At 68.4% G+C, this 22,287-nt stretch carries 19 protein-coding genes and 1 pseudogene; 12 read left to right on the top strand and 8 right to left on the bottom strand.

Annotated features, from left to right (window positions below):
* The first annotated feature begins 8 nt into the window (after positions 1-8).
* From NA8_RS26935 to NA8_RS26920, 4 genes are all read left to right on the top strand, one after another.
* On the top strand, positions 9-347 hold the full coding sequence (locus NA8_RS26935) for a metal-sulfur cluster assembly factor (RefSeq protein WP_084467112.1): 339 nt from the start codon (positions 9-11) through the stop codon (positions 345-347).
* A gap of 306 nt (positions 348-653) precedes the next feature.
* A complete protein-coding gene (locus tag NA8_RS26930) occupies positions 654-1,082 on the top strand; it encodes a DUF4189 domain-containing protein (protein WP_063053194.1) in 429 nt (142 codons plus the stop codon).
* A 286-nt stretch (positions 1,083-1,368) separates the two neighbouring features.
* A complete protein-coding gene (locus NA8_RS26925) occupies positions 1,369-2,694 on the top strand; it encodes an NAD(P)/FAD-dependent oxidoreductase (RefSeq protein WP_157106947.1) in 1,326 nt (441 codons plus the stop codon).
* Between the two features lie 130 nt (positions 2,695-2,824).
* Positions 2,825-3,445 (top strand): hypothetical protein, encoded by a 621-nt coding sequence (locus NA8_RS26920; protein ID WP_218019517.1) that lies wholly within the window; start codon positions 2,825-2,827, stop codon positions 3,443-3,445.
* A gap of 33 nt (positions 3,446-3,478) precedes the next feature.
* Here NA8_RS26920 and ku read toward each other — a convergent pair whose 3' ends face one another.
* Both ku and NA8_RS26910 read right to left on the bottom strand, forming a co-directional pair.
* Positions 3,479-4,453, bottom strand: coding sequence for a non-homologous end joining protein Ku (gene ku / locus NA8_RS26915; protein ID WP_063053150.1), 975 nt, complete (start codon positions 4,451-4,453; stop codon positions 3,479-3,481).
* A 7-nt stretch (positions 4,454-4,460) separates the two neighbouring features.
* Entirely contained in the window at positions 4,461-5,561 is a 1,101-nt protein-coding gene (locus NA8_RS26910; RefSeq protein ID WP_063053149.1) for a lycopene cyclase family protein, read from the bottom strand.
* 541 nt (positions 5,562-6,102) lie between these two features.
* Between NA8_RS26910 and NA8_RS26905 the strand changes: the two genes are divergently transcribed.
* Entirely contained in the window at positions 6,103-8,313 is a 2,211-nt protein-coding gene (locus tag NA8_RS26905) for an MMPL family transporter (RefSeq protein ID WP_063053148.1), read from the top strand.
* Between the two features lie 103 nt (positions 8,314-8,416).
* Positions 8,417-9,220, top strand: coding sequence for a hypothetical protein (locus NA8_RS26900; protein WP_157106943.1), 804 nt, complete (start codon positions 8,417-8,419; stop codon positions 9,218-9,220).
* Positions 9,221-9,260: 40 nt separating this feature from the next.
* Here NA8_RS26900 and NA8_RS26895 read toward each other — a convergent pair whose 3' ends face one another.
* A complete protein-coding gene (locus NA8_RS26895; RefSeq protein WP_063053146.1) occupies positions 9,261-10,025 on the bottom strand; it encodes an SDR family oxidoreductase in 765 nt (254 codons plus the stop codon).
* 167 nt (positions 10,026-10,192) lie between these two features.
* Between NA8_RS26895 and NA8_RS26890 the strand changes: the two genes are divergently transcribed.
* Together NA8_RS26890 and NA8_RS26885 are read left to right on the top strand one after the other, a co-directional pair.
* Positions 10,193-11,824, top strand: coding sequence for an ABC-F family ATP-binding cassette domain-containing protein (locus NA8_RS26890; RefSeq protein ID WP_063053191.1), 1,632 nt, complete (start codon positions 10,193-10,195; stop codon positions 11,822-11,824).
* An 81-nt stretch (positions 11,825-11,905) separates the two neighbouring features.
* A complete protein-coding gene (locus tag NA8_RS26885; protein WP_040867425.1) occupies positions 11,906-12,136 on the top strand; it encodes a helix-turn-helix domain-containing protein in 231 nt (76 codons plus the stop codon).
* Positions 12,137-12,524: 388 nt separating this feature from the next.
* Here the strand turns inward: NA8_RS26885 and NA8_RS26880 are convergent, their stop codons facing one another.
* The 3 genes from NA8_RS26880 to NA8_RS26870 all read right to left on the bottom strand — a co-directional run bounded on the left by NA8_RS26880 (position 12,525) and on the right by NA8_RS26870 (position 14,801).
* A complete protein-coding gene (locus NA8_RS26880) occupies positions 12,525-13,451 on the bottom strand; it encodes an MvdC/MvdD family ATP grasp protein (RefSeq protein WP_245664021.1) in 927 nt (308 codons plus the stop codon).
* Positions 13,452-13,495: 44 nt separating this feature from the next.
* Entirely contained in the window at positions 13,496-13,951 is a 456-nt protein-coding gene (locus tag NA8_RS26875) for a hypothetical protein (protein ID WP_063053144.1), read from the bottom strand.
* A 346-nt stretch (positions 13,952-14,297) separates the two neighbouring features.
* Positions 14,298-14,801, bottom strand: a complete 504-nt coding sequence (locus tag NA8_RS26870; protein ID WP_063053143.1) for a cupin domain-containing protein — start codon at positions 14,799-14,801, stop codon at positions 14,298-14,300.
* 71 nt (positions 14,802-14,872) lie between these two features.
* Between NA8_RS26870 and NA8_RS26865 the strand changes: the two genes are divergently transcribed.
* The gene (locus NA8_RS26865) at positions 14,873-15,379 is read left to right on the top strand and encodes a MarR family winged helix-turn-helix transcriptional regulator (RefSeq protein ID WP_174550141.1); all 507 of its coding nucleotides are present in this window, start codon (positions 14,873-14,875) and stop codon (positions 15,377-15,379) included.
* 160 nt (positions 15,380-15,539) lie between these two features.
* Complete coding sequence (locus tag NA8_RS26860) at positions 15,540-16,334, top strand: hypothetical protein (RefSeq protein WP_063053190.1); 795 nt, start codon at positions 15,540-15,542, stop codon at positions 16,332-16,334.
* A gap of 75 nt (positions 16,335-16,409) precedes the next feature.
* Here NA8_RS26860 and NA8_RS26855 read toward each other — a convergent pair whose 3' ends face one another.
* Together NA8_RS26855 and NA8_RS26850 are read right to left on the bottom strand one after the other, a co-directional pair.
* The gene (locus NA8_RS26855) at positions 16,410-16,988 is read right to left on the bottom strand and encodes a TetR/AcrR family transcriptional regulator (protein ID WP_040867442.1); all 579 of its coding nucleotides are present in this window, start codon (positions 16,986-16,988) and stop codon (positions 16,410-16,412) included.
* A gap of 310 nt (positions 16,989-17,298) precedes the next feature.
* Positions 17,299-20,118, bottom strand: a complete 2,820-nt coding sequence (locus NA8_RS26850) for an aconitate hydratase (protein WP_063053141.1) — start codon at positions 20,116-20,118, stop codon at positions 17,299-17,301.
* Between the two features lie 286 nt (positions 20,119-20,404).
* On the opposite strand from NA8_RS26850, the gene NA8_RS26845 reads away from it, so the two are divergent.
* Both NA8_RS26845 and NA8_RS26840 read left to right on the top strand, forming a co-directional pair.
* Positions 20,405-20,977 carry an Rv1476 family membrane protein gene (locus NA8_RS26845; RefSeq protein WP_063053140.1) on the top strand — a complete coding sequence of 191 codons (573 nt, stop codon included), beginning with the start codon at positions 20,405-20,407 and terminating at the stop codon, positions 20,975-20,977.
* Positions 20,978-21,433: 456 nt separating this feature from the next.
* Positions 21,434-22,287: pseudogene (locus NA8_RS26840) on the top strand (NlpC/P60 family protein); the annotation flags it as partial.

Here is a 22,287-nt window from a genome sequence, read left to right as displayed (position 1 = left end):
CCGTCGAACTGTCCGAGCTGTCTGCGGAGGACATCAAACTGCTCGAGGACATCGAAGAGGCGATGCGTGACGTCGTCGATCCGGAACTGGGGATCAACGTCGTCGACCTCGGCCTGGTCTACGGGTTACATGTCGAGCAGGACAACATCGCGGTCCTCGACATGACGCTGACCTCGGCGGCCTGCCCGCTGACCGACGTCATCGAAGACCAGTCCCGCAACGCGCTGGTGCGCAGCGGCCTGGTGGAAGACCTGAAGATCAACTGGGTCTGGATGCCGCCGTGGGGTCCGGACAAGATCACCGAGGACGGCCGTGAGCAGCTGCGCGCCCTCGGGTTCACGGTGTAATCAGCCAGGACCGATAGCAGCCGCCGAGTAGCACCCGGACAGGGTGCTCCGGCGGCTGAGTCCTACCTGCCGCTGGCGTCGGTCGCCCCGCCGATGCGTTCCCGGTCCACCGTCAGCCCTTCGCGCACACGATCGAATCGACCGGCGGTTCGTTCGCGGTGGAGACCGACACCGGAATGGTCGTCCGATGCGCCGGGCGTCGTTGCCGGACACCCGCCCAGGGTGGGAAGTCCGCACTTCGACAAACCGCATGTGTCCGACGATGATCTGAGCGCTGAGTCGTTCGGAGACGGGGAGGATCCTCACATGTCGGTGCCGCACAAGGCTTCCCTCGGGCTCGCGGCGGTGTCGGCCGCCGCCTACGCCGTGGTCGGCGCTCCCGCGGGTGCGGCGCATGCGGCCACCTACTATGGAGCGCTGGCGCTTTCGCCCAGTACCGGTGCCGTCGTTTCGGCGGTGGACTACGCGAGCGCCGCCGCCGCCGACACCGCGGCTCGCGCCCAATGCGGTGTGACCGACTGCCAGACGGTCGTGCAGTTCTGGAATGCCTGCGGGTCGGTCGTGCGCGGCGCCGACGGGAAGCACGGATGGGCGTGGGGCCCCACCCGCGCCGAAGCCGAACGCCGGGCCATCGAGGTCCTCGGTCCCAGCGCTCCGCCCTTCCCGAGTCTGGGCAGCGCGATTCCCCGGCCCGCGAGCGTCCGACTGACCGCTTGTACGTCGACAGCCGGATAGCTCACCGGCGCAGACTTTTTCGGCCCGGGTGACGGCCGAAAACCTGGCCCGCCCATTGGCGAGGATCAGCGTCGTGACAAGTGTGACCTGCGAGTCGAATACCGCCGCTGTAGCGCGCTGACCAGCCGTTTCGTCCCTCGAAGCCTTCGCATCACGGGCTCGCTTCCTCCACCGTGCCATCGGCCGGCCTGAGCCGTCCTTCGCGGGCCGAGGGCCGGATCTCGCGGTTTCGGATCACCCTGGGCGGGAATCGCGTCGGGGAGCCGACGCCGAGGAGGTCTTCGTGCTGGATGGGAACACAGCGGGCCCGCAGCGGGTCGTGATCGTCGGAAGCGGGTTCGCGGGGTTCACCTGCGCCCAGAAGCTTTGCCGCATAGTGGCGAAAGCGAAACGCGACGTCGAAATCGTGCTCGTCACACCCAATGACTACCTGCTCTATACGCCCTTGCTTCCGGATGTGGCGGGTGGACTGATCGATCCCCGGTTCGTCGCCATCTCGCTGGCCGATTCGCTGCCACGGGTCCGACTGGTGATCGCGAACGCTCGGTCGGTCGATCTGCAGAACAAGACGATCACGGTGGCAGGCGAGCATCATCCGCCGCGGCAGCTGTCCTGGGACCGGCTGGTGCTCACGCCCGGGTCGGTCACTCGCCTGTTCGACATCCCAGGCCTGGCCGAGCACGCGCGCGGGCTCAAGACCGTCGCCGAAGCACTGTATTTGCGCGAGCAATTGCTGCGCCAGCTCGAGCTCGCCGACGACGAAGAGGACCCCGAGGTACGGCGGGCGCGCCGCACGGTGGTCGTGGTGGGGGCGTCCTACGCGGGCACCGAACTGATCGCGCAGTTGCGCGCCCTCGCCGACGCCTACGCCGCGCGCCGCGGCTTCGACCCCGCCGAAGTGCGATTCCTTCTGCTCGACACGGCCCCGAGGGTGATGCCGGAGGTCGGCGAGCGGCTCAGCGACAAGGTGCTGCAAGTACTGCGGAAACGAGGGATCGAGATCCGGTTGGAGACCTCTCTGTCGAAACTCGACGAGAACTCGGTCGTGCTCACCGACGCAACGGTTGTCCCCACCCACACGGTCGCCTGGGTGACCGGTGTGACCGGCGCGCCGGTGCTCGGCACGCTCGGCCTGCCGCTGGAGAAGGGCCGCCTGGTCGTCGACGCGAAGCTGGGCGTGCCCGGCCATCCGGACGTGTTCGCGGGCGGTGACGCGGCCGCGGTGCCGGATCTGACCAAGCCCGGCCGGATCACCCCGCCCACGGCCCAGCACGCCACGCGACAGGGCAAGGCACTCGCCAGGAACGTCGCCGCCAGCCTGGGTATCGGCACGGCCGCCGACTACAAGCATCGCGACCTGGGACTGGTCGTCGACCTCGGGCCGCGCTTCGCGGTCGCGAACCCGATGGGCCTGCGGCTCTCCGGTTTGCCCGCGAAGGCGGTGACCCGCGCCTATCACACCTTCGCCGTGCCGAGAGCGGTGAACCGCTGGGCGATCACGGTCTCCTACCTGACGATCGCGGTGACACCGCGGCCCCTCGCCTTGCTCGGACTGGTCAGCCACGAGGAAGCGAGCTTCGGCAGCAGTGAGGGCATCACCGGGCCTTCGTGAGCAGCAGGAGGGCCTGAAAGGGTCTCCGCTATCACGCGTGGGCTTCCTGCCCTGCCCTGCCCTGCCCGCCCGTCGCGTTGCTCGGATCAAACGCGTGCGCGAGACCGCGCACAGCGGCGATGATGCGGAGGTGGACGAGGTGACGTACCGGCGATCGCGAGTCGGGTTGCACGCGGTCGCGGAGTTGTTGATCGCCGGGCCGCAGTTCCGAGAGTTCGGCACCATCCGGTTGGGGGTGGTGCGGGGCGGCTTCGGGGGTGTGCGGTGGCCGGTATCCGTAGTCGGGGACGAGCTGGTGTGGCCGGAAGGGCGTGCCCGGCTGGCGGGGACCTATCGGGAGGTTGCCAGGGCCGCGGGTTTCGATCCCGGGCCGCCGGAAGGGGTGTACGCGGACACCGCGGGCGTCGATCCCGATGCGGCGATCGAGGTGGATCCCTCGGCGGCCGGGCTGATCGAAGGCTGGCTGGCACTAGGGGACAAGGCGTTGCGCTGGCTGGGGCCCGATGTGACACCGGTGCTGTGGCCGGAGCATTTCGACCTGGCGAGCACGATCGATGAGGTGAACTACGGAATCTCGCCGGGAGACGACGCCCATCCCGGCCCGTACGCCTACATCGGACCGTGGACCCCGCGAACCGGCGATTTCTGGAACGCGCCATTCGGCGCACTCAGGCCACGCGCCGCGGTGAACACCGTCGCGGCACTGCTGGAGTTCTTCGAAGAAGGCCGGCGGCGCGCGGCGCAGGACTGACTCGGCCCTTCGGTCGCGGCCTCGCTCCGAGACTCAAGCGCCTTTGCGAGCCGGAGCCTTCTTGGCCGCCTTCTTCGCGGGCGTCTTCTTCGCCGCGCTCTTGGAGGCCGTGCTCTTCGACGCGCTGCTCTTGCCCGCGCTGCTCTTGGCTCCTGCGCTCTTGGCCGCGGCCTTCTTCGCGGTCTTCTTCGGCTCGGCCTCTGCTTCGTCGCCGCCGGCCGTCCGGCGTCCACTGGCCTCCAGGCTGCGCTGCAGTGCGGCGACCAGATCGACCACCTCGGCGTCCATTCCGGCCGGCGCGAGCTCCGGCTGCTCGGGCACCTTGCCGGTGCCGCTGGCGATCGCCTCGTCGAGCAGGCGCTTCAGTTCGATCTGATACTCGTCGGTGAACTGCTCTTGATCGAAGTCGTCGGACATCGCCTCGACGAGCGTCTCGGCCATCTTGATCTCCTGCGGGCGCGGGTCGGCGACCCCGTCGAGGGATTCGAAGTCGACGGAGCGGACCTCGTCGGGCCACAGCAGCGTCTGCAGCACCAGAATGCCGTCGCGCACGCGCAACGCGGCCAGCCTGGTCTTCTGCCGCAGTGTGAAGTTCACCAGGGCGGTGCGTTCGACCTTCTCCAGCGTCCGCGCCAGCAGGACGTAGGCCTTCGGTGTGCTGGAGTCCGGTTCCAGGTAATAACTCTTCTCGAACAAGATCGGGTCGATCTGCTCGGACGGCACGAACTGCAGCACCGGGATCTCGTGCTTCTCCGCCACCGGCAGTTTCGCGAAGTCCTCGTCGCTCAGGACGACCTTGTCGCCGTCCGGGGACTCGTAGGCCTTGTCGATCTCGGTGTACTGGACAGATTGACCGCACACGGTGCAGACGCGGTCGTACTTGATCCGGCCTCCATCCTTGGCGTGCACCTGATGGAATCGGATGTCGTGATCCTCGGTGGCGGTGTACACCTTCACCGGAACGTTCACCAGCCCGAATGCGATCGAGCCCTTCCAGATCGATCTCATGCTCCCATCATGGCCGAAGCCCCTCGACCTCGCGAGCGAACCGGAAACCGAGTGTCGCAACCGCGACACGCCGACGTAGTCGTCCCGGCAGCGCAGCGAAGAGTGAACTCATCGCCGTGACCGTGCCGGCCAGGTCCGTGCGGCCGGACAGATACGCGCGCTGTGCGACCGGGGGCAACGTGAAGAACGTGTCGAAGAACAGCGGCAGGTCCTCGGGCGGCAAGGCCAGCAGTGCCCGCAGGCCGGCGCTGCGCAACCGGTGGACGACGCGCGCCGCGGCGGGCCACACATCCCGGCCCGCCGCCATCGCGTCGGCCGCGGCCAGCGTGGCGCCGACGCTGTAGCCCGTCGCCGGATGCAGGAACCCGCCCGCCGCGCCGAACCTGCGCCGCCCCGGACGGCCCCCCTGGACGGGAAATCGGACATGCTCCACCGGCTCGTCACCGGTAATCCGCATTCCCCTCGCGTCGAGCCGGTGCCGCAAGCGCGCGTGCAGCTGCGCGCCCGTCAACGCGGGGCGGCCGGCCAGGCAGGTCTCCTCGAGCAGCATCCGCTCCTCGTCCAGTGGGACGGCATAGAGGAACGAGGGCGGCGCGCCGGCAGGGGCGCCGTTGTCCGGCCGCCAGTCCATGAACAGCGGGTCGAATCCGGCGCAACGTTCCGCGTCCACGATGACGCCGTAGGCGGTCTGCTCGGCTCGTGCGGGGGAGCGGGTGAGTCCGCGCGCGTCGATCACTCTGCCGCCGGTGATCGTCGCACCGGAGGACGTGGTGACGTGTTCGGGAGCGATGTCGACCGCGCGATCGGCGACGACACGTGCATCGGACAGGTGCAGCGAGGTCTGCAGTCGCTCGGTGTCCAGCACGACGTACGGGCGGTCCAGCCGGTGCGCGCGCGTTCCCCAGGCCAGCGGGTGGGACACCATCGCCGCGACGACCTCCGGCGCCAGCCAATCCGGCAGTTCGTCGGCCCACGCCGCGTATGTGGCGGTCCACCTGCGCTCCGGCGTGGGGTCCAGCACGGTGACCGTGAGCCCGCGCGTCACGGCGCGGTGTGCGAGGGCACGACCGGCCGGGCCGAGGCCGCACACGACCAAGTCGGGTTTCACTTCACGGCCGTTCGGATTCGCAGGGCTGCGATGCGATGCATGGTCCGAGCCTCTCATCCGTTCGCTCGATAAGGGTGCGGCCACCGCGTCGAATTCGGTCCGCCCGGGGGTCGGGATCTCGCGAGGCTGAATTCTTCGCGAACACTGTCGCGGCGATCCGGCTGCGCAGCCCGCGTGTGGAACCGTGACCGGCCCGGATCGACCGCCGAAAACGTCGTGGCCGACTGAGCGAGGCTTTCCAGCCGAGGTGTGGGCACGGTACCGGCGAGCGCGACGGCTTCTCCGGTCGTGGGAGTCGAGCGCAGGCGGCACCGCGCACAGCCTCGACTCGCGCCGACGGAATGTGTTCGCGCTCACCGTAGTTTGTCGCGCGTTGCTAGGATGCCGGGGCGCTGGCGCACGCCTCCGGCCCCGGTGCCGAGAGTCAGGTGTCGGCGCACCGGTGCGCCGCGGATGGCGCGCCGGGCAGATCGCCGACCGGCGACCGCCGGAGCTCGCAGAGCGAAAGCGGCACCACCGGAACGAGTTAGGGGTAGACGCAGTGTTCGAACTGACCAGGCGGCGCAGCCGGTGGATCCTCGCCGTGTTCGTGGTGCTCGCGCTGGCGATGGGCACGCTGAGCGCGACGCTGTTCGACAAGGTGCAGGGCGGCGGGTACATCGACCCCGACAGCGAGTCGAGCCGGGCGACCGCGGTGCTGCGCGACACCTTCGGCCAGGCCACCCCGAATTTCGTGCTGCTGGTGCAGACTCGCCGCTCGGTGGACGACGACGCCTCGGCCACCGCGGCGACCAACCTGGTCACCGAGCTGAAGTCGGTGTCCGGCGTCGCGGGCGTCACGTCGTACTGGACCGACAAATCGCCCGCGCTGCGCAGCACCGACGGCACCAAAGGGCTGATCGTGGCCAGCATCCTCGGCGAGGAGGCCGAGGTCGACCAGCGGGTGGGTGACCTCGCCGACCGGTTCGGCGGCGCTCACGGCCCGCTCGAGGTGCGGGTCGGCGGCTACGCGATGCTGCTGCACGAGACGGTGCAGCAGAGCGAGAAAGACGTCGTGCTGGGCGAATCGATCGCTTTCCCGATCACGCTGATCGCGTTGCTGCTGGTGTTCGGCGGTCTGGTCGCGGCCAGTCTGCCGCTGGTGGTCGCGATGATCACGGTGATGATCACGATGGGCGCGCTGTGGCTGATCGCGAGCGTCACCGACCTCGCGGCGACCGCGACCAATGTCGCCACGCTGCTCGGGCTCGGCCTGGCGATCGACTACAGCCTGCTGATGATCAGCCGCTACCGCGACGAACTGGTGGCCGGTCAGCAGCCCGCTGCCGCGGTGGCCGCGACCATGCGTTCGGCCGGCCGGACCGTCTTGTTCTCGGCCGTCACCGTCGCCGTCGCCCTGTCGGGCCTGCTGTTCTTCCCGCTGCTGGCTGTGCGGTCGATGGGGTACGCGGGTCTGGCCGTCGCGGTGATCGCCGCGACGGTGTCGCTGACCGTGCTGCCCGCGATCCTGTTCCTGCTCGGCGCCAAGATCGACAGCGGCCAGTTGTGGTGGTTCCTGCGCGCCGCTCGTCCCGCGCCCGGCGAGGGAGCCTGGCACCGCTTGGCGCGGTTCGTGATGATGCGGCCCGTGCCGATCGGGCTCGCGGTGACCGCCCTGCTGCTCGTGCTGGGCGCGCCGTTCCTCGGTGTGCAGCTCGGCTTCCCCGACGAACGCTCCCTGCCGGAGTCGATGAACAACCGCCAGGTCACCGAGATCATCCAGCGGGACTTCGCGGCCACCGAACAGAACGGGCTGTTCGCGGTGCTGCCCGAAAGCGCCTACAGCACAGCCGGATTGGACGCTTACGCCCGGGAACTGTCGGAGATCGAGAACGTCCGCCGGGTCGACACCGCCACCGGCAGCTACAGCCACGGCGGTCTGCTCACCGCGCCCACCGCCGCCCACGACGGTTTCCGCGCCGAGAACGCCGCCTATCTTTCGGTGATCCCGGACACCACCGACCCCGCGATGCTCGACCGGATCGCCGACGACGTGCGCGCGACGCCCGCCGCCTCGGAGGTGCTGGTCGGTGGCGTGGCCGCGGCCAACGCGGACGCGATCGGCGCGGTGGTCTCGGCGCTGCCGTACGCGCTGGCCTTCGTTGTGCTGATCATGGTGGTGGTGCTGTTCCTGCTGACCGGAAGCGTCGTGCTGCCGCTGCTGGCGGTGGTGCTCAGCTTCCTTAGCCTGACGGCCACCTTCGGTGCGCTGGTCTGGATCTTCCAGGACGGGCACCTGTCGGGTCTGCTCGGATTCACCGTCACCGGCGACCTGCCGCCCACGGTTCCGGTCATGCTGTTCGGGGTGGCGTTCGGTCTCGCCATGGACTACCAGGTGTTCCTGCTGGCGCGCATCCGGGAGGAATACCAGCGCACCAGGTCCAACGCGCTGGCCGTCACCTCCGGGCTGGAGCGGATCGGCCGGATCGTCACCGCTGCCGCGGTGCTGATCTCGCTGGTCTTCCTCGGCTTCCTCGCCTCCGACATCACCTTCATGAAGGCGTTCGGCATCGGCCTTCCGCTGGCCGTCCTGGTGGACGCGACCCTGGTGCGCGGCTTCCTGCTGCCCGCCGCGATGGAACTGCTGGGCCACTGGAACTGGTACGCGCCCGGCCCGCTGGGCAAACTGCACCGGCGGTTCGGCATCGAAGAGGGGCCCGCCGCCCCGGCGGTCGCGGGACGAGAGGACTGGCTCCAGCCCGCGCGGCTGTAAACCGCGGCGACCGAACGAGCCCGATCGGGTAGGGTCTGTCCGGCAGCTCCGGGGAGGCCCACGCGAGGTGGGACGGCTGCCGGGAGTGTGGAAGGCGACCGCGATGACCCACCCGTCTGGTTCCGGATTCGGCGGCGGCCGAGGGGACTACGGGAAATCGGACCAGGCGCGGCACGCGCCGGACTGGGGAAGCATGTCCCCGCCGAGCGCGTACCCGACGCAGGCATGGGAGACGCCACCGTTGCCGCCCGCGCCCGAGCGCGGACCCGGCGTGATCGTCGCACTGGCGGTCGGCGTGGTCGCTGTGCTGGTGGCGGTCGGTGTGGGCGTATCGGCGAATTCACGCGTGCAGGGGCACGCGCAGGCCGCCGCGTCCGCCGAGGCGACCACCCGGGCGGGTGGCGTCACCAGCACGCGGCCCGTGCCCCCCGTTCCGGGCGGCACACACCCGTCGTCGGGCAGGCTGAGCTACACCGAATACGCGAAGGACTGGAACTTCCGGTTCGATCGCGTCGAGCTGCACGCCGACTGGGTCGAGGGCCGTGACCACGCCGACTGCCACCCCATCGAGGTGGCGGGCAAGCTCACGAGCCTCGGCTGCGGCTACGCGGCGGAGCTGGTGTACCGCGCCGAAGGCGGCGCGCTCATGCTCACCCAGTTCGTCCTCAGCATGGCCGACCGGAGCCGGGCCGCCGCGGCGAAGGATCGGTTCACCGACGCGGACCTCGCCCTGCGTCCCGGCACCTTCATCAAGGGCTACGCCACCGGCAAGTGGAAGGACGGCAGCGAGAAGGAATTCGTGGTGGTGACGCTGGCGACGGCCACCGGCGCGGTCGACCCCGCGACCGTCGAGAAGTACCTGCGCTACCGGCACGCCGATACGATCGGCGCACTGGCCTTCCGGTAGCGCAGGTCGGCCCCGATGCGGACGGCCGTCCCGCCTCGGGTCAGATCCCGCCGGTGGAGAGCAGTCCGCCGTCCACGCGCACCGTCTCGCCGGTGATCCAGGCCGCCTCGTCGGAGACCAGGAAGCCGATCAAGCGCGCCACGTCCTCCGGACTGCCCAGTCGCTTCATCGGGTACACGCTCGCGGCGCGCTCTTCGTCCGACGAGTACAGCGCGTCGGCGAACTTGGTCTTGATCACGCCCGGCGCGACCGCGTTCACCCGGATCTTCGGCCCGAGCTGCCAGGCGAGTTCCCCGGTGAGATGGATCAGCGCAGACTTGGACGCGCCGTAGGCGGCGATCACACCGGTCGAGCGGATGCCCGCGACACTGGCCACGTTGACCACGGCGCCGCCGTGATCGCGCATCCACGCCCGGTACGCCTCCTGGATGTAGCCGAGCGCCGCGACCACGTTCACGTCGAAGATCTTGCGCACGGCGTCCAGGTCGGCCTCCATCAGGGAGCCGTAGACCGGGTTGATGCCGGTGTTGTTGATCAGGACGTCCAGCGAACCGAACTCCGTGACCGCGCGCTCGACCGCGGCCGCCCGATCCTCGGCGACGCCCGAGTTGCCCGCCAAGGCCACGACCTGGCCCTGGTGGCCCAGCTCGCGCAGCTGGGCGGCGGCATCCTCCAGCGGTTCCTTCTTCCGCGCGGTGATCAGCACGTTCGCGCCGCGGCCGAGCAACTCCGCCGCGACCGCCTTGCCGATGCCCCGGCTGGCCCCCGTGACCAGAGCGCTCTTGCCCAATAGATCGGTACTCATGGCATCGCACGGTAGCGCAGCCGATCGCATGAGCCGTTACCGCCGTCACATGCGGGGTGCTGGTATGGGGGAGCACCCTGCGGCCCGGGTAAAATCGGTGGTTCTTGTGCGCGTCGGGTCGCACAATCGAGCACGCGCCCAGCCCCACGATCCGCAAGGAGAAGTTTGTGATCACCGCGACCGACCTGGAGGTCCGGGCCGGAGTCCGCACCCTGCTGTCCGCTCCCGGACCGGCGCTACGGGTACAGGCGGGCGACCGGATCGGGCTGGTCGGACGCAACGGCGCGGGCAAGACCACCACGCTGCGCATCCTGGCCGGCGAGGGCGAGCCGTACGCCGGGAAGATTCTTCGCTCCAGCGACATCGGTTACCTGCCGCAGGACCCGCGCGAGGGCAACCTGGACGTGCTGGCCCGCGACCGGGTGCTGTCCGCGCGCGGCCTGGACACGCTGATCCGTGAGATGGAGAAGCAGCAGGCGCTGATGGCCGAGGTCGCCGACGACAAGGAACGCGAGAAGGCGGTCCGCAAGTACGGGCGGCTCGAGGAACGTTTCTCGGCTCTCGGCGGCTACGTCGCCGAGAGCGAGGCGGCGCGCATCTGCCACAGCCTCGGTCTGCCCGACCGGGTGCTCGGTCAGTCGTTGCGCACCCTGTCCGGCGGTCAGCGGCGTCGAATCGAATTGGCTCGCATCCTGTTCGCCGCTTCCGACGGCAGCGGCGGGCGTTCGGACACCATCCTGCTGCTGGACGAGCCGACCAACCACCTCGACGCCGACTCGATCACCTGGCTGCGTGGCTTCCTGCAGAATCACGACGGTGGCCTGATCGTCATCAGTCACGACGTGGAACTGCTCGCCGACGTGGTGAACAAAGTGTGGTTCCTGGACGCGGTGCGCGGCGAGGCCGACGTCTACAACATGGGCTGGAAGAAGTACCTGGACGCGCGCGCCACCGACGAGCAGCGCAGGCGCCGCGAACGCGCGAACGCCGAGAAGAAGGCCAGCGCGCTGCGCGCCCAGGCGGCCAAGCTCGGCGCCAAGGCCACGAAAGCGACTGCGGCGCAGAACATGGCCAAGCGCGCCGATCGCCTGCTGGCCGAACTCGACGACGTACGCGTCGCCGACAAGGTCGCCCGGATCAAGTTCCCCGAGCCCGCGGCTTGCGGCAAGACACCGCTGATGGCCGAGAACCTGACCAAGGTCTACGGCTCGCTGGAGATCTTCACCGGCGTCGACCTGGCGATCGACCGCGGCAGCCGGGTGGTGGTCCTCGGGCTCAACGGCGCGGGTAAGACGACGCTGCTGCGTCTGCTGGCCGGAGTCGAGCAGCCCACGGCGGGCGGTTTGGTGCCCGGGCACGGGCTGAAGATCGGATATTTCGCCCAGGAGCACGACACCCTGGACGACAACGCCACCGTGTGGGAGAACATCCGCCACGCCGCTCCCGACGCGGGTGAACAGGATCTGCGTGGCCTGCTCGGTGCGTTCATGTTCTCCGGGCCGCAACTCGACCAGCCAGCGGGCACCCTCTCGGGCGGTGAGAAGACCCGTCTCGCGCTGGCCGGTCTGGTCTCCTCGGCGGCGAACGTGCTGCTGCTGGACGAGCCGACGAACAACCTCGACCCGGTGTCGCGTGAGCAGGTGCTCGACGCCCTGCGCACCTACGCGGGCGCCGTGGTGCTGGTGACCCACGACCCGGGCGCAGCGGAGGCGTTGTCTCCGGAACGCGTGATCCTGCTCCCGGACGGGACAGAAGACCATTGGTCGGCCGAATATCTGGAACTTATTCAGCTCGCGTGAGTTTCATCACAGGAACCCGTTGATCATGGCCTCCTGAGTGCTTAGCCTGGAAAGACGCTGCTCGGCGACTCGGAGGAAGCCATGAGCGACAGGCCACAAAGCAAGGCCACATTGGGTAAGGGCACACGCGTCACCGGGAAGTCCCGCGATCGCCTACAAACCCAGCTGAAGAAACAATACGAGGCGGGTGCGAGCATCCGGTCGCTGGCGCGGTCCACGGGCCGCTCCTACGGCTTCATCCACAATGTGCTGGTGGAGTCGCATGTGCAACTCCGCAGCCGGGGCGGAGCCAATCGCCGCAAGGGCCAGTAGCGCCGTAACGGCGCGTGGATCCGCGCCGCGAGGGCCGTCCGCACGTGGGGACACGTTGCCGGCGGAGGCAACCGCGCGGTGCGGAACCCTGCTGCCGCGGATCACGGTCGGGTTGCCCGGCCACGGACCAGGCACGGTCGGAGCACTCGACCGGATCGATGTCGACGCCACCGAATCGGATGCTTATCTCGCCGAGCTGTCCGGCGGCGTCGATGCCCGGATCGTCGGTCGCCCGGTGACGGCCTTTCGGACGATATCGGTCGCAGGCGCAACGCAATCCGGCGCCGGGGTGATGCTGATCGAGTCTGTGCCGCACTACCGGCCCGCCATGGCTGTTTACCCGCTGGACCTGCGCGAGTGCCCGTGTCCGGCGCGGAGCGCGAAATCACTAGCCCGCCACCATGCCGTCGCCTTCCACCAGCAGGTTGGCCAGGCTGCGGAAGATCGGTAGACCGGTCTTGATCTCCAGGTAGGCGAACTGGCCCTGCGGGTTGACCTCGAGGAAGTAGTACTCGCCGTCGCGGCCGAGCCGAATGTCGAGCACACCGAAGGACAATCCGAGCGCGCCCATCAGCGTGGCCAGCGACTTGCTCACCGAGGCAGGCAGGTGGTCGGGCACGAAATCGACCGACGTGTCCAGCCGGGAGTCGACCTTGCCGACGCCCGCCTGCGAGTCGATGCGCACGGTCCATTCCACGCCGTCCACCCAGACCACGCGCAGATCGCAGGTGGCGTCGATGTAGTCCTGGAAGGTGGTCGGCGCCGAACGAATCGCGGCCAGCCTGGCGAAATCGTCCTCGGAGATGATCCTGGTCTCGGCGAACTCCGCCCGGCTGGTGCCGGTGCGTTTGTAAACGACCGGGCCGGGCCGGGATTCGACGAAGCTGCGCGCCTCGTCCGGATCGTTGGTGATCAGCGTTTCCGGCACCGCGAACCCGGCCCGCAGCGCCGTTTCCAGTTGCACGATCTTGCGTCCCGCGGTGCGGTCGGCACCCGGGTCGTTGACCCAGTAGGCGGGGATGGACCAGAGCAGTCCCTGGATGAATCCGTCGCACTCGGCCTGGCGAAAATCGTTGTCCGAGGCGCGGACACCCGCGGGCACCCGCGCGGGGTGCGGGCGTCGCCACCACACCGACCGGACGTCGTCGAGACCGATGACGTGCGACAGCGAGCGTGCGGTGCCGAGCCGGTCCAGCCGGAAGCTGCCGGACTCACGGGGGAAATCGCGCAGGTCGAGCTGGATCGGGCCGAAACCGTAGTGGTCTCGCAGCGTCGCCGCCATCGCGGTGGCGTGTAGATCATCGGATTCGGACACGATCAGGACCGAACCGCGCCGGCGTGCGGCCATCCGCCTGCCGCTCAGTCGAGGCTGTCGCAGTTGATGCCGTCGTCGCTGCCGTGGATCGATTTGGTCTGGCAGTAGGTGAACGTCGCCCCACCCGACCCCGGGCAGTCTACGAGTTGCAGCCGGTCGGCCCAGGTTTCGGTGAGCTGACGCAGCTGCTCGTCACCCAGCGCCTCCGACGGCGACTCGGGGATGGTCATCGGCCGATCGACCAGGTCGATGCGCAGCCTGCGGGTGAAATCGGCAGTGGCGCCCGCGCGGATGTCCACCAGTACCGGGCGGCCGTCCTGATCGGTCCGGGGTGCCGCGGAATCGACCACGCGCAGGACATCGGACCGACTGAACGTCCACGTTCCCTCGGCGACGCGCACGCTGATCTGCCGGTCCGATTCCGCGACCAGCAGACCCTGGAGCGGAGGAACACGGTCATCCTTCGGCGTCGTCCCGGGAAGGTGGATTGCGTCGGTCATAGCCGGTTCTCCGATCTGCTCACGATTTGCCACGACCCCCAAGCGTGTGAGCGATCATATCGCGATGAAGGACGCTATCGGCTCGGATCGCGAGATTTCCCGGCTTGTGACAAACCGAATTCCGATCCATAACGGCCGAATGCCGAAAGTTTTCCGGTAGGCTGGAAATACTTACAGCGCAATCATGGAGCCGATCTCACATGCCGAACGGCCGGTGTCCATAGCCCGATAGTGGCGGCTGTGCATTTGTACTTTCGCGCCCCTGGCCCGGCCGGGTGCGACCGCTTGGTGAACGCTTCACTCGAATCCGCTCGCGCGCAGCCGGATCCGAGACCCGTGCCTGTCCTCAGTTCCGGTTCGCGTTGCGCTCCGCCCACCAAGCGGGTGCGTCGATGAAGTGGTTGTCGAACTCGTCTTGAGCGGCAGCGAGATCCGTCATCGTCGACTTGCCCGCGGCGATCCGTTCCAGTAGCCGGAAGTACTCGAAACGCTGCACGCCGGGGGTCAGCGCGATCAGGATCCGCGCTGTGCTGTCCGGTGCGGCACCGAAGGCGTGCGGCATGAATTTCGGCACCACGATGGAACCGCCCGCGCCGACGGTGACGATGCGGTCACCGGCCAGAAGTTGCAGTTCGCCCTCGGCGACGTAGAACAGCTCGTCGGAACGCGTGTGATAGTGCGGCGCCGCGCCGTCCGCGCCGCGATCCATGTTCACCTCGAGCGTGCTCAGCCCGCCGCCGGCCTCCTCGGCGTCGATCAGCAGGCGCAATGTGACCGACGTGGTGCGCAGGACTTCCGCATCCTGAGGCTGCCGGATCGCGACGTCCTTGCGTGGGGCGGGGATGGTCATCGAAGTCTCCAAATAGTTCGGTGATTGATAATTCGCTATCGAACTATAACCTGCCGAATAAGATCTTGTCCATGACCGAGCGAAGAACGGATGCCGTCGACGCGATCGTGGCGCAGTGGGAGCGCGAACGGCCGGACCTCGACCTCGAAGCGATGGCCGTCGTGGGACGCCTTGGCAGGCTGCTGGTGGTGGCCCAGCGTGAGATCGAGGCGGTGTTCGGCAAGCACGGCCTGCAGCGCGGCGAGTTCGATGTGCTTGCCGCGCTGCGTCGTTCGGGCGAGCCGTTCGAACTCAACCCGTCGGTGCTCGCCGACACACTGATGCTGTCGCGAGCGGGTATGACCGGACGGCTGGACCGGCTGGAATCGGCGGGGCTGGTACGGCGCGTCGCCGACGCCCAGGACCGCAGGGCAGTGCGCGTCGCCCTCACCACGGCGGGGCGGGAACTCGTCGACACCGTGGTCACCGAGCACATCGCGAACGAGACCAGGATGCTGTCGGTACTCACCGCGGGGGAACGGACAGAACTGGACCGAATCGCGCGAATCCTGCTGACCAGTATGGAACCGGACGCGTAGTGGCGGTAGCCAACGCACCCCTCGATCCGTCGAATCGCGTTCTACATGGGAGAACTCGCGCTGCGATGAGGTAGCCCGATACTCGTGTCAGCGGGGCGCCGCGGGTCTACCTTGAGATTCCGTGCCGAAGGGGTCGGTGCGGTTGTGCAAGGAGGACACGATGATCGACATCATCACTCTCCGCGGCACCGGCGAGCCGCGCAACTCCGAAGGAACGCCCGCGGGCATGCTGCACGACGTCACGAAACTACTCGATACCGGGAAGTTCAGCTGCTTCGAACCGGATTGGCCCGCGTCGGTGGGGCCGGTGCCCGAGGCGTGGGGCCCTTCGCTGGAGACGTCGGTGCGGCTCGGCGTCGCTGCCGGGGTGAAGGCGATCCAGGACTCGCCGAATGTCTGCGGCCTGCTGAGCTATTCGCTCGGCGGTATCTGCGCCAGCCGGATCCTGGAGGGCGTCCACGCGGGGAAGTACGAGAACACGAACGGCACGCCGCTGGAGATCGCCTTCGTGGTGAACATCGCCAACCCGCTGCGCCGTGCTGGGCAGTCGGTCGGGAATCTCTGCCCCGCGAACACATTCGGCCTGCACGGGCAGCGCGGCGCGTGGCCCGCCTCCGTCGCGGTCCGCGAGTACGCCAACCCCGGCGACATCATCACCGCGTCACCGGGCAACTCGCCGTTGCGCGTCATCGACGTGGGTATCTCGCCGTTCTCCTTCGTGGAGGGCGCCCGCATCGGCGACGTCGCACCGCTGATCTTCGCCGAACTGCTCGAGATCCTGCTGCACGACCCGATCGGCAACCTCGACCGCTACACCGCGGCGGTCCGCGGCGTCGTCGGCTACCTCACCCCGTGGCCCTATGGCCAGCACGTCCTCTACAACCACCAGCAGATGCCCGGGACGACCGTTCCGTGGACCACGCACGCCGCCGAGTACATCAATACGACGCACTGAGCCCTTGTCGCGAGCGCGGACGGTCCCGCTGTCCGCGCTCGTCGTCGCGGCCCGCATACGAGAGTTCGTACCGGTCTAAAGACCCGGAGAGGCGGGCGAGCGGACCGACGCCTCGACGAGATCCAGGACGGCGGAGAGGTTCTCGTTGGTGTGCCCGGAGGCGATCCGGGCGATCAGCCCGTCGAGGACCAGATCGAGGTAGCCGAGCAGGACGTCGGTGGGCACGTCGTCGCGCAGTGCGCCCGCGGCCTTGCGGCGTTCCAGGCGGGCCAGGGTGGCGGCGGTGAGTTCGGCCGAACGCTGGGTCCAGCCCGCGCGGAATTCGGGATCGGTGCGCAGCCGCCGCGCGATCTCCAACCGCGTTCCGAGCCAGTTGAACTGCTCGGGATGGGCGAGCATGTCGCGCATCACCTGCACGATGCCCTGGTTGGCCGCGACGTCGGCCATGCGTTCTGCGTCCTCTTGGGCGAGGGCGAGAAACAGCGCGTCCTTGTCGCGGAAGTGGTGGAAGATGGCGCCCCTGGATAGCCCGATCTCCTCCTCGAGGCGGCGCACGGTGGCGCCGTCGTAGCCGTATTCGGCGAAGCAGCGGCGTGCTCCGTCGAGAATCTGGCTGCGCCGGGCGGCGAGGTGATCGTCACTGACCTTGGGCACGGAATCCTCCAGTGGGGAAACACGGACCCCCGCATCGACGGTCCACCGATGCGGGGGTTCTCACAGTACGAGCGAGGCGAGCAGTGATCCGAGCGACCAGGACGGCGGTGCCGAGAGCACTGACAACCCGGTGCTCGCGGACCCGCCGCCGCTTGCGCTGACGCAACTCCGCCGGGAGCGAGTCTTACGAGCGACGTTCGCGCCCGTCTCGTGTTCGCGTGCCCGAAGCGTATGCGCCGCAGGCGCGAGTCTCGGGCGCGCAAACACGAGACTTCAGGGGCGCGAACACGCGCCGCCGAAGGCGGCGCAATCAGGCCCTGATCATGTTGCGCAGCACGTACTGCAGGATGCCACCGTTGCGGTAGTAGTCCGCCTCGCCGGGGGTGTCGATCCGCACCACCGCGTCGAAGGTGATCTTGTCACCGTTCTCCTTGGTTGCGGTGACCTTCAGGGTCTTCGGGGTGACACCCTCGTTCAGCTGGGTGATGCCCTCGATGTCGAAGGTCTCGGTGCCGTCCAGCTTCAGCGACGCGGCCGACTCGCCCGCGGGGAACTGCAGCGGGATGACGCCCATGCCGATCAGGTTGGAGCGGTGGATGCGCTCGAACGACTCGGTGATGACGGCCTTCACGCCCAGCAGGCTGGTGCCCTTGGCGGCCCAGTCACGCGAGGAGCCCGAACCGTACTCCTTGCCGCCGAGCACGACCAGCGGAATGCCCGCGGCCTGGTAGTTCTGCGACGCGTCGTAGATGAACGCCTGCGGGCCGCCCTCCTGGGTGAAGTCGCGGGTGTAACCGCCCGAGACGTCGTCGAGCAGCTGGTTGCGCAGCCGGATGTTGGCGAAGGTGCCGCGGATCATCACCTCGTGGTTACCGCGGCGCGAGCCGTAGGAGTTGTAGTCCTTGCGCTCGACGCCGTTGGCCTCCAGATACTGGGCGGCCGGGGTGCCGGGCTTGATGTTGCCCGCCGGAGAGATGTGGTCGGTGGTGACCGAGTCGCCGAGCAGCGCGAGCACCCGGGCGCCCTTGATGTCGGTGACCGGCTGCGGGCTCTGCGGCATGCCCTCGAAGTACGGAGGCTTGCGTACGTAGGTCGACTCGGCGTCCCACTCGAAGGTCTTGCCCTCCGGCGTGGGCAGGCCGCGCCAGCGCTCGTCGCCCCGGAACACGTCCTTGTAGTCCTCGAGGAACATGTCGCGGCTGATGACCCGGTCGATGGTGTCCTGGATCTCCTGCGGCGCGGGCCAGATGTCCTTCAGGAAGACGTCGTTGCCCTCGTTGTCCTTGCCCAGCGGGTCGTTCTCGAAGTCGAAGTCCATGGTTCCCGCGAGCGCGTAGGCGATGACCAGCGGCGGGGAGGCCAGGTAGTTCATCTTCACGTCGGGAGAGATGCGGCCTTCGAAGTTGCGGTTACCGGACAGCACCGCGGTGACGGTGAGGTCGTTGTCGTTGACCGCCTTGGAGATCTCCTCCGGCAGCGGGCCGGTGTTGCCGATGCAGGTGGCGCAACCGAAGGCGACCAGGTTGAAGCCCAGCTTGTCCAGGTACGGCCACAGGCCGGCCTTCTCGTAGTAGCCGTTGACGACCTGCGAACCCGGCGCCATGGAGGTCTTCACCCACGGCTTGCGGGCCAGGCCCTTCTCCACCGCGTTGCGCGCCAGCAGGGCCGCGCCGATCATGACCGACGGGTTGGAGGTGTTGGTGCAGGAGGTGATCGAGGCGACCACCACCGCGCCGTGATCGAGCACGAAGTCGCCGTACTCCGCGGTGGAGACCTTGACCGGCTTGCTCGGGCGGCCCTGCGCCCCGTTCGCGGCCGAGGGCGTGAAATCGAAGCCGTCGTCGGCGAAGGACAGCACGGCCGGGTCGCTGGCCGGGAAGGACTCCTCGACGGCCTCGTCCAGCTTGCTGTGCGGGGTGTCGGCGGCCGGGCCGCTCTCCGCGTCGCTGGTGTAGTTGTGGATGTCCTTGCGGAACGCGATCTTCGACTCCGACAACAGGATCCGGTCCTGCGGCCGCTTCGGGCCCGCGATGGACGGCACCACGGTGCTCAGATCCAGTTCGAGGTACTCGGAGTAGGCGGGTTCGGTGTCGGCATCGTGCCAGAGGCCCTGTTCCTTGGCGTACGCCTCGACCAGCGCGACCTGCTCGTCGGAGCGGCCGGTCAGGCGCAGGTACTCGACGGTCACCTCGTCGATCGGGAAGATCGCGGCGGTGGAACCGAATTCGGGACTCATGTTGCCGAGGGTGGCGCGGTTGGCCAGCGGCACCTCGGCCACACCCTTGCCGTAGAACTCGACGAACTTGCCGACCACGCCGTGCTTGCGCAGCATGTCGGTGACGGTGAGCACGACGTCGGTCGCGGTCACGCCGGGCTTGATCTCGCCGGTCAGTTTGAAGCCGACGACGCGCGGGATCAGCATGGAGACGGGCTGGCCGAGCATGGCCGCCTCGGCCTCGATGCCGCCGACGCCCCAGCCGAGCACGCCGAGACCGTTGACCATGGTGGTGTGCGAGTCGGTGCCGACGCACGTGTCGGGGTAGGCCTGGCCGTTGCGGACCATGACGACGCGGGCCAGGTGCTCGATGTTGACCTGGTGCACGATGCCGGTGCTGGGCGGGACGACCTTGAAGTCGTCGAACGCGGTCTGGCCCCAGCGCAGGAACTGGTAGCGCTCACCGTTGCGCTGGTATTCGATGTCGACGTTGCGCTCGAAGGCGTCGGCGCGGCCGAAGACGTCGATGATGACGGAGTGGTCGATGACCATCTCGGCGGGGGCGAGCGGGTTCACCTTGTCCGGGTCGCCGCCCAGGGTGGCCACGGCCTCGCGCATCGTGGCCAGGTCGACGATGCAGGGCACGCCGGTGAAGTCCTGCATGATGACGCGGGCGGGCGTGAACTGGATCTCGGTGTTCGGCTGCGCCGCGGGATCCCAGCTCGCGATGGCGCGGATGTGATCGGCGGTGATGTTGGTGCCGTCCTCGGTGCGGAGGAGATTCTCCGCGAGGATCTTGAGTGCGTAGGGGAGTTTCTCGGTGCCGGGCACGGCGGAGAGGCGGAAGATCTCGTAGGAGTTGCTTCCCACCTCGAGGGTGCCCTTGGCGCCGAAAGTATCGATACTTGTCGTCACGTCAGCTCCACTCGTCTGTGAGGGCGGCCACCGACGGGGCTGTGCCGGCGGCCGAGTCTTCGGAGGTGCTCCGGTGCCGCTGGAGCGCCGGTTCCTCGCGCCTACGACCTTAACAGTACGCTTGTCCTGTGAAACACCAGGGGGCGGTTCGGCGTGCCGTGCGCGCGGAATGCGACACTCCGTCGCGTACTGTGCTTTCGAGCCAGCAAGGGGGATCTTGCTCGACCTGCAGTGTTGGATGCCCGTCGCTTCGGTTGCCGATGCGGCTCGACAGACCGGATGGAAGATGACCGCCCCGCACAACTCGGTTTTCACCCCTATGGCCGCCGAATTGCCGCCGAATGTCACCACCGACACCGTGCGCTCGCTCAACGCCGATCTGGCCGACGATCACGTCGCCACGCTGACCGGTAAGGACAAGGCGGAACTGGCCACCATCGCCGCGGAGGCGCGTTCGCAGGGAATCCCGCTGAGCATCGTGGTCGTCCCCGGCAATCCAGGACACGACTCGAGCCTACGGGACCTGGCCACCGAGGTGGGCAAGACGCAGCACGGCACGGTCGTCGTTCTCAGCGACGACTGGATCGGCACCTACAGCGACGCGATCAGCCGGGTGCGGTTGGAATGGGCCGAGGACGCCGCCAAGGGCACCCAGGGCAAGAGCGGGGAGGCCGCGAGCATCTTCGTCGCCCGCCTGGAGACGCCGGAGTCGGTGTCCTGGACCGCGATCACCGGGACGCTGCTGGTGGGTACGGCGGCGGCCATCGCGGGGTTGTACTGGCTCAAGGTCCGGCGCGCGGCGAACGACGCCGAGCCGGTGCGAGTGGCGAGAGATCGGCAGGCTCCGGAGGGCGAGTAGCCCCAGGCTCCACCAGCCGAGGCTGCGGCACGCCGCGCCACGATCGGTCGCGATCACTCGCATTGTCTGAGGTTCGCACCCGTTCGGCCGCCCTCGGCTGCGCGATGTCGCCGTTGCCTGCTGTCTCCCCGGCCTATTCTTCGCTGGATGCGAAGGCTGTCGCAGGTGGGTCCATGGGGATAACCAGCGCCTCCAGTTTCCATTCAGCTAATTTTCCGAACAGTTGGTTTGTTTCATCTGACTGAACCGCAGGTCGCATATAGCAAACTTTCAGCAATGATGAAACCGGGCCGCATAGTTGCGTGAATGTTGTTTCGTCGGTGACGCAAGTGTCTTACGGTTCGAATGGTCCCTGATGGGGAATAAGTGTTGTCAGAGGCCATCCGTCGACCACAGTGCGTCTTGGTCCGCCTGATGCCCTCGAGGATTGCCGGAATCCGGTCCTTGGAGGTGTTGATGCGCAACAACGGCGCGCTGACCTACCGGCGCCGAATATTGATCGCTGTGGGATTGCTGATCTCGGTCGCTGTAGTGGTCACGGCCGGGCCGGTCGTCGCTGTGCCGCCTCCTCCGCCAAATCCCAGCGACGGCCAGATAGCGCAGGCGGGCGCGCAGGTCGACGCGAGGGTCGCCGAGGTCGGCACCCTGATCAACCAGGTCGCCGTGGTCGATCACCACCTGGGGCAGCTCGACGACGCCGTCGCGCAGCGCCGGGAGGACGTCAACAAGGCGCTGGTGGACTTGCAGGTCGCGCGTGACGCCGCCGACGCGGCCGCCGCCGTGGTGGTGGACACCCAAGTCGCCTTGGCCGGCGCCGCGGCCAGGGTGGGCCAGGCGCGACGCAACTTCGACCAGTTCGCCACCCAGGTGTATACCCGGCCGGGCTCCGACTCGATGGTCACCTACCTCGCGGCGGCCACCCCCGCGGTCGCGCTCGACCGTGCCCAGCTCCTCGACCTCGTCTCCAAGAACCGCCGGCAGGTGCTGGACGGCCTGCGCCGCGCACAGATCGATCAGGGCAACAAGAACTCCAGCGCCCGGCGCGCGAAGTCGGACGCCGACGCGGCCGCCGCCGTCGCCGCGGCACGCAAGACCGACGCCGAGCACGCGGTCGCCGCGGCCAAGGCCGAACTCGACCGCCAGACCGCCCAGCGCGACGACCTGCTGCGGCAACGGCAGGACGCCCAGGGCCGGCTGGATCAGGCGCGCCAGAATGTGGCGGGGCTACAGGACCAGCGCGAGGCATACCTGGCCTGGGACGCACTGCGCAAAGCGGAGGAGGCCGCGGTCCGGGCGGCCGCGGCGGCGGC

The sequence above is a fragment of the Nocardia arthritidis NBRC 100137 genome (genome assembly GCF_001612765.1).
GTDB lineage: Bacteria > Actinomycetota > Actinomycetes > Mycobacteriales > Mycobacteriaceae > Nocardia > Nocardia arthritidis.
The sequence above is the reverse complement of the archived record's forward strand: the minus strand, read 5'-3'. Positions and strand labels throughout refer to the sequence as shown.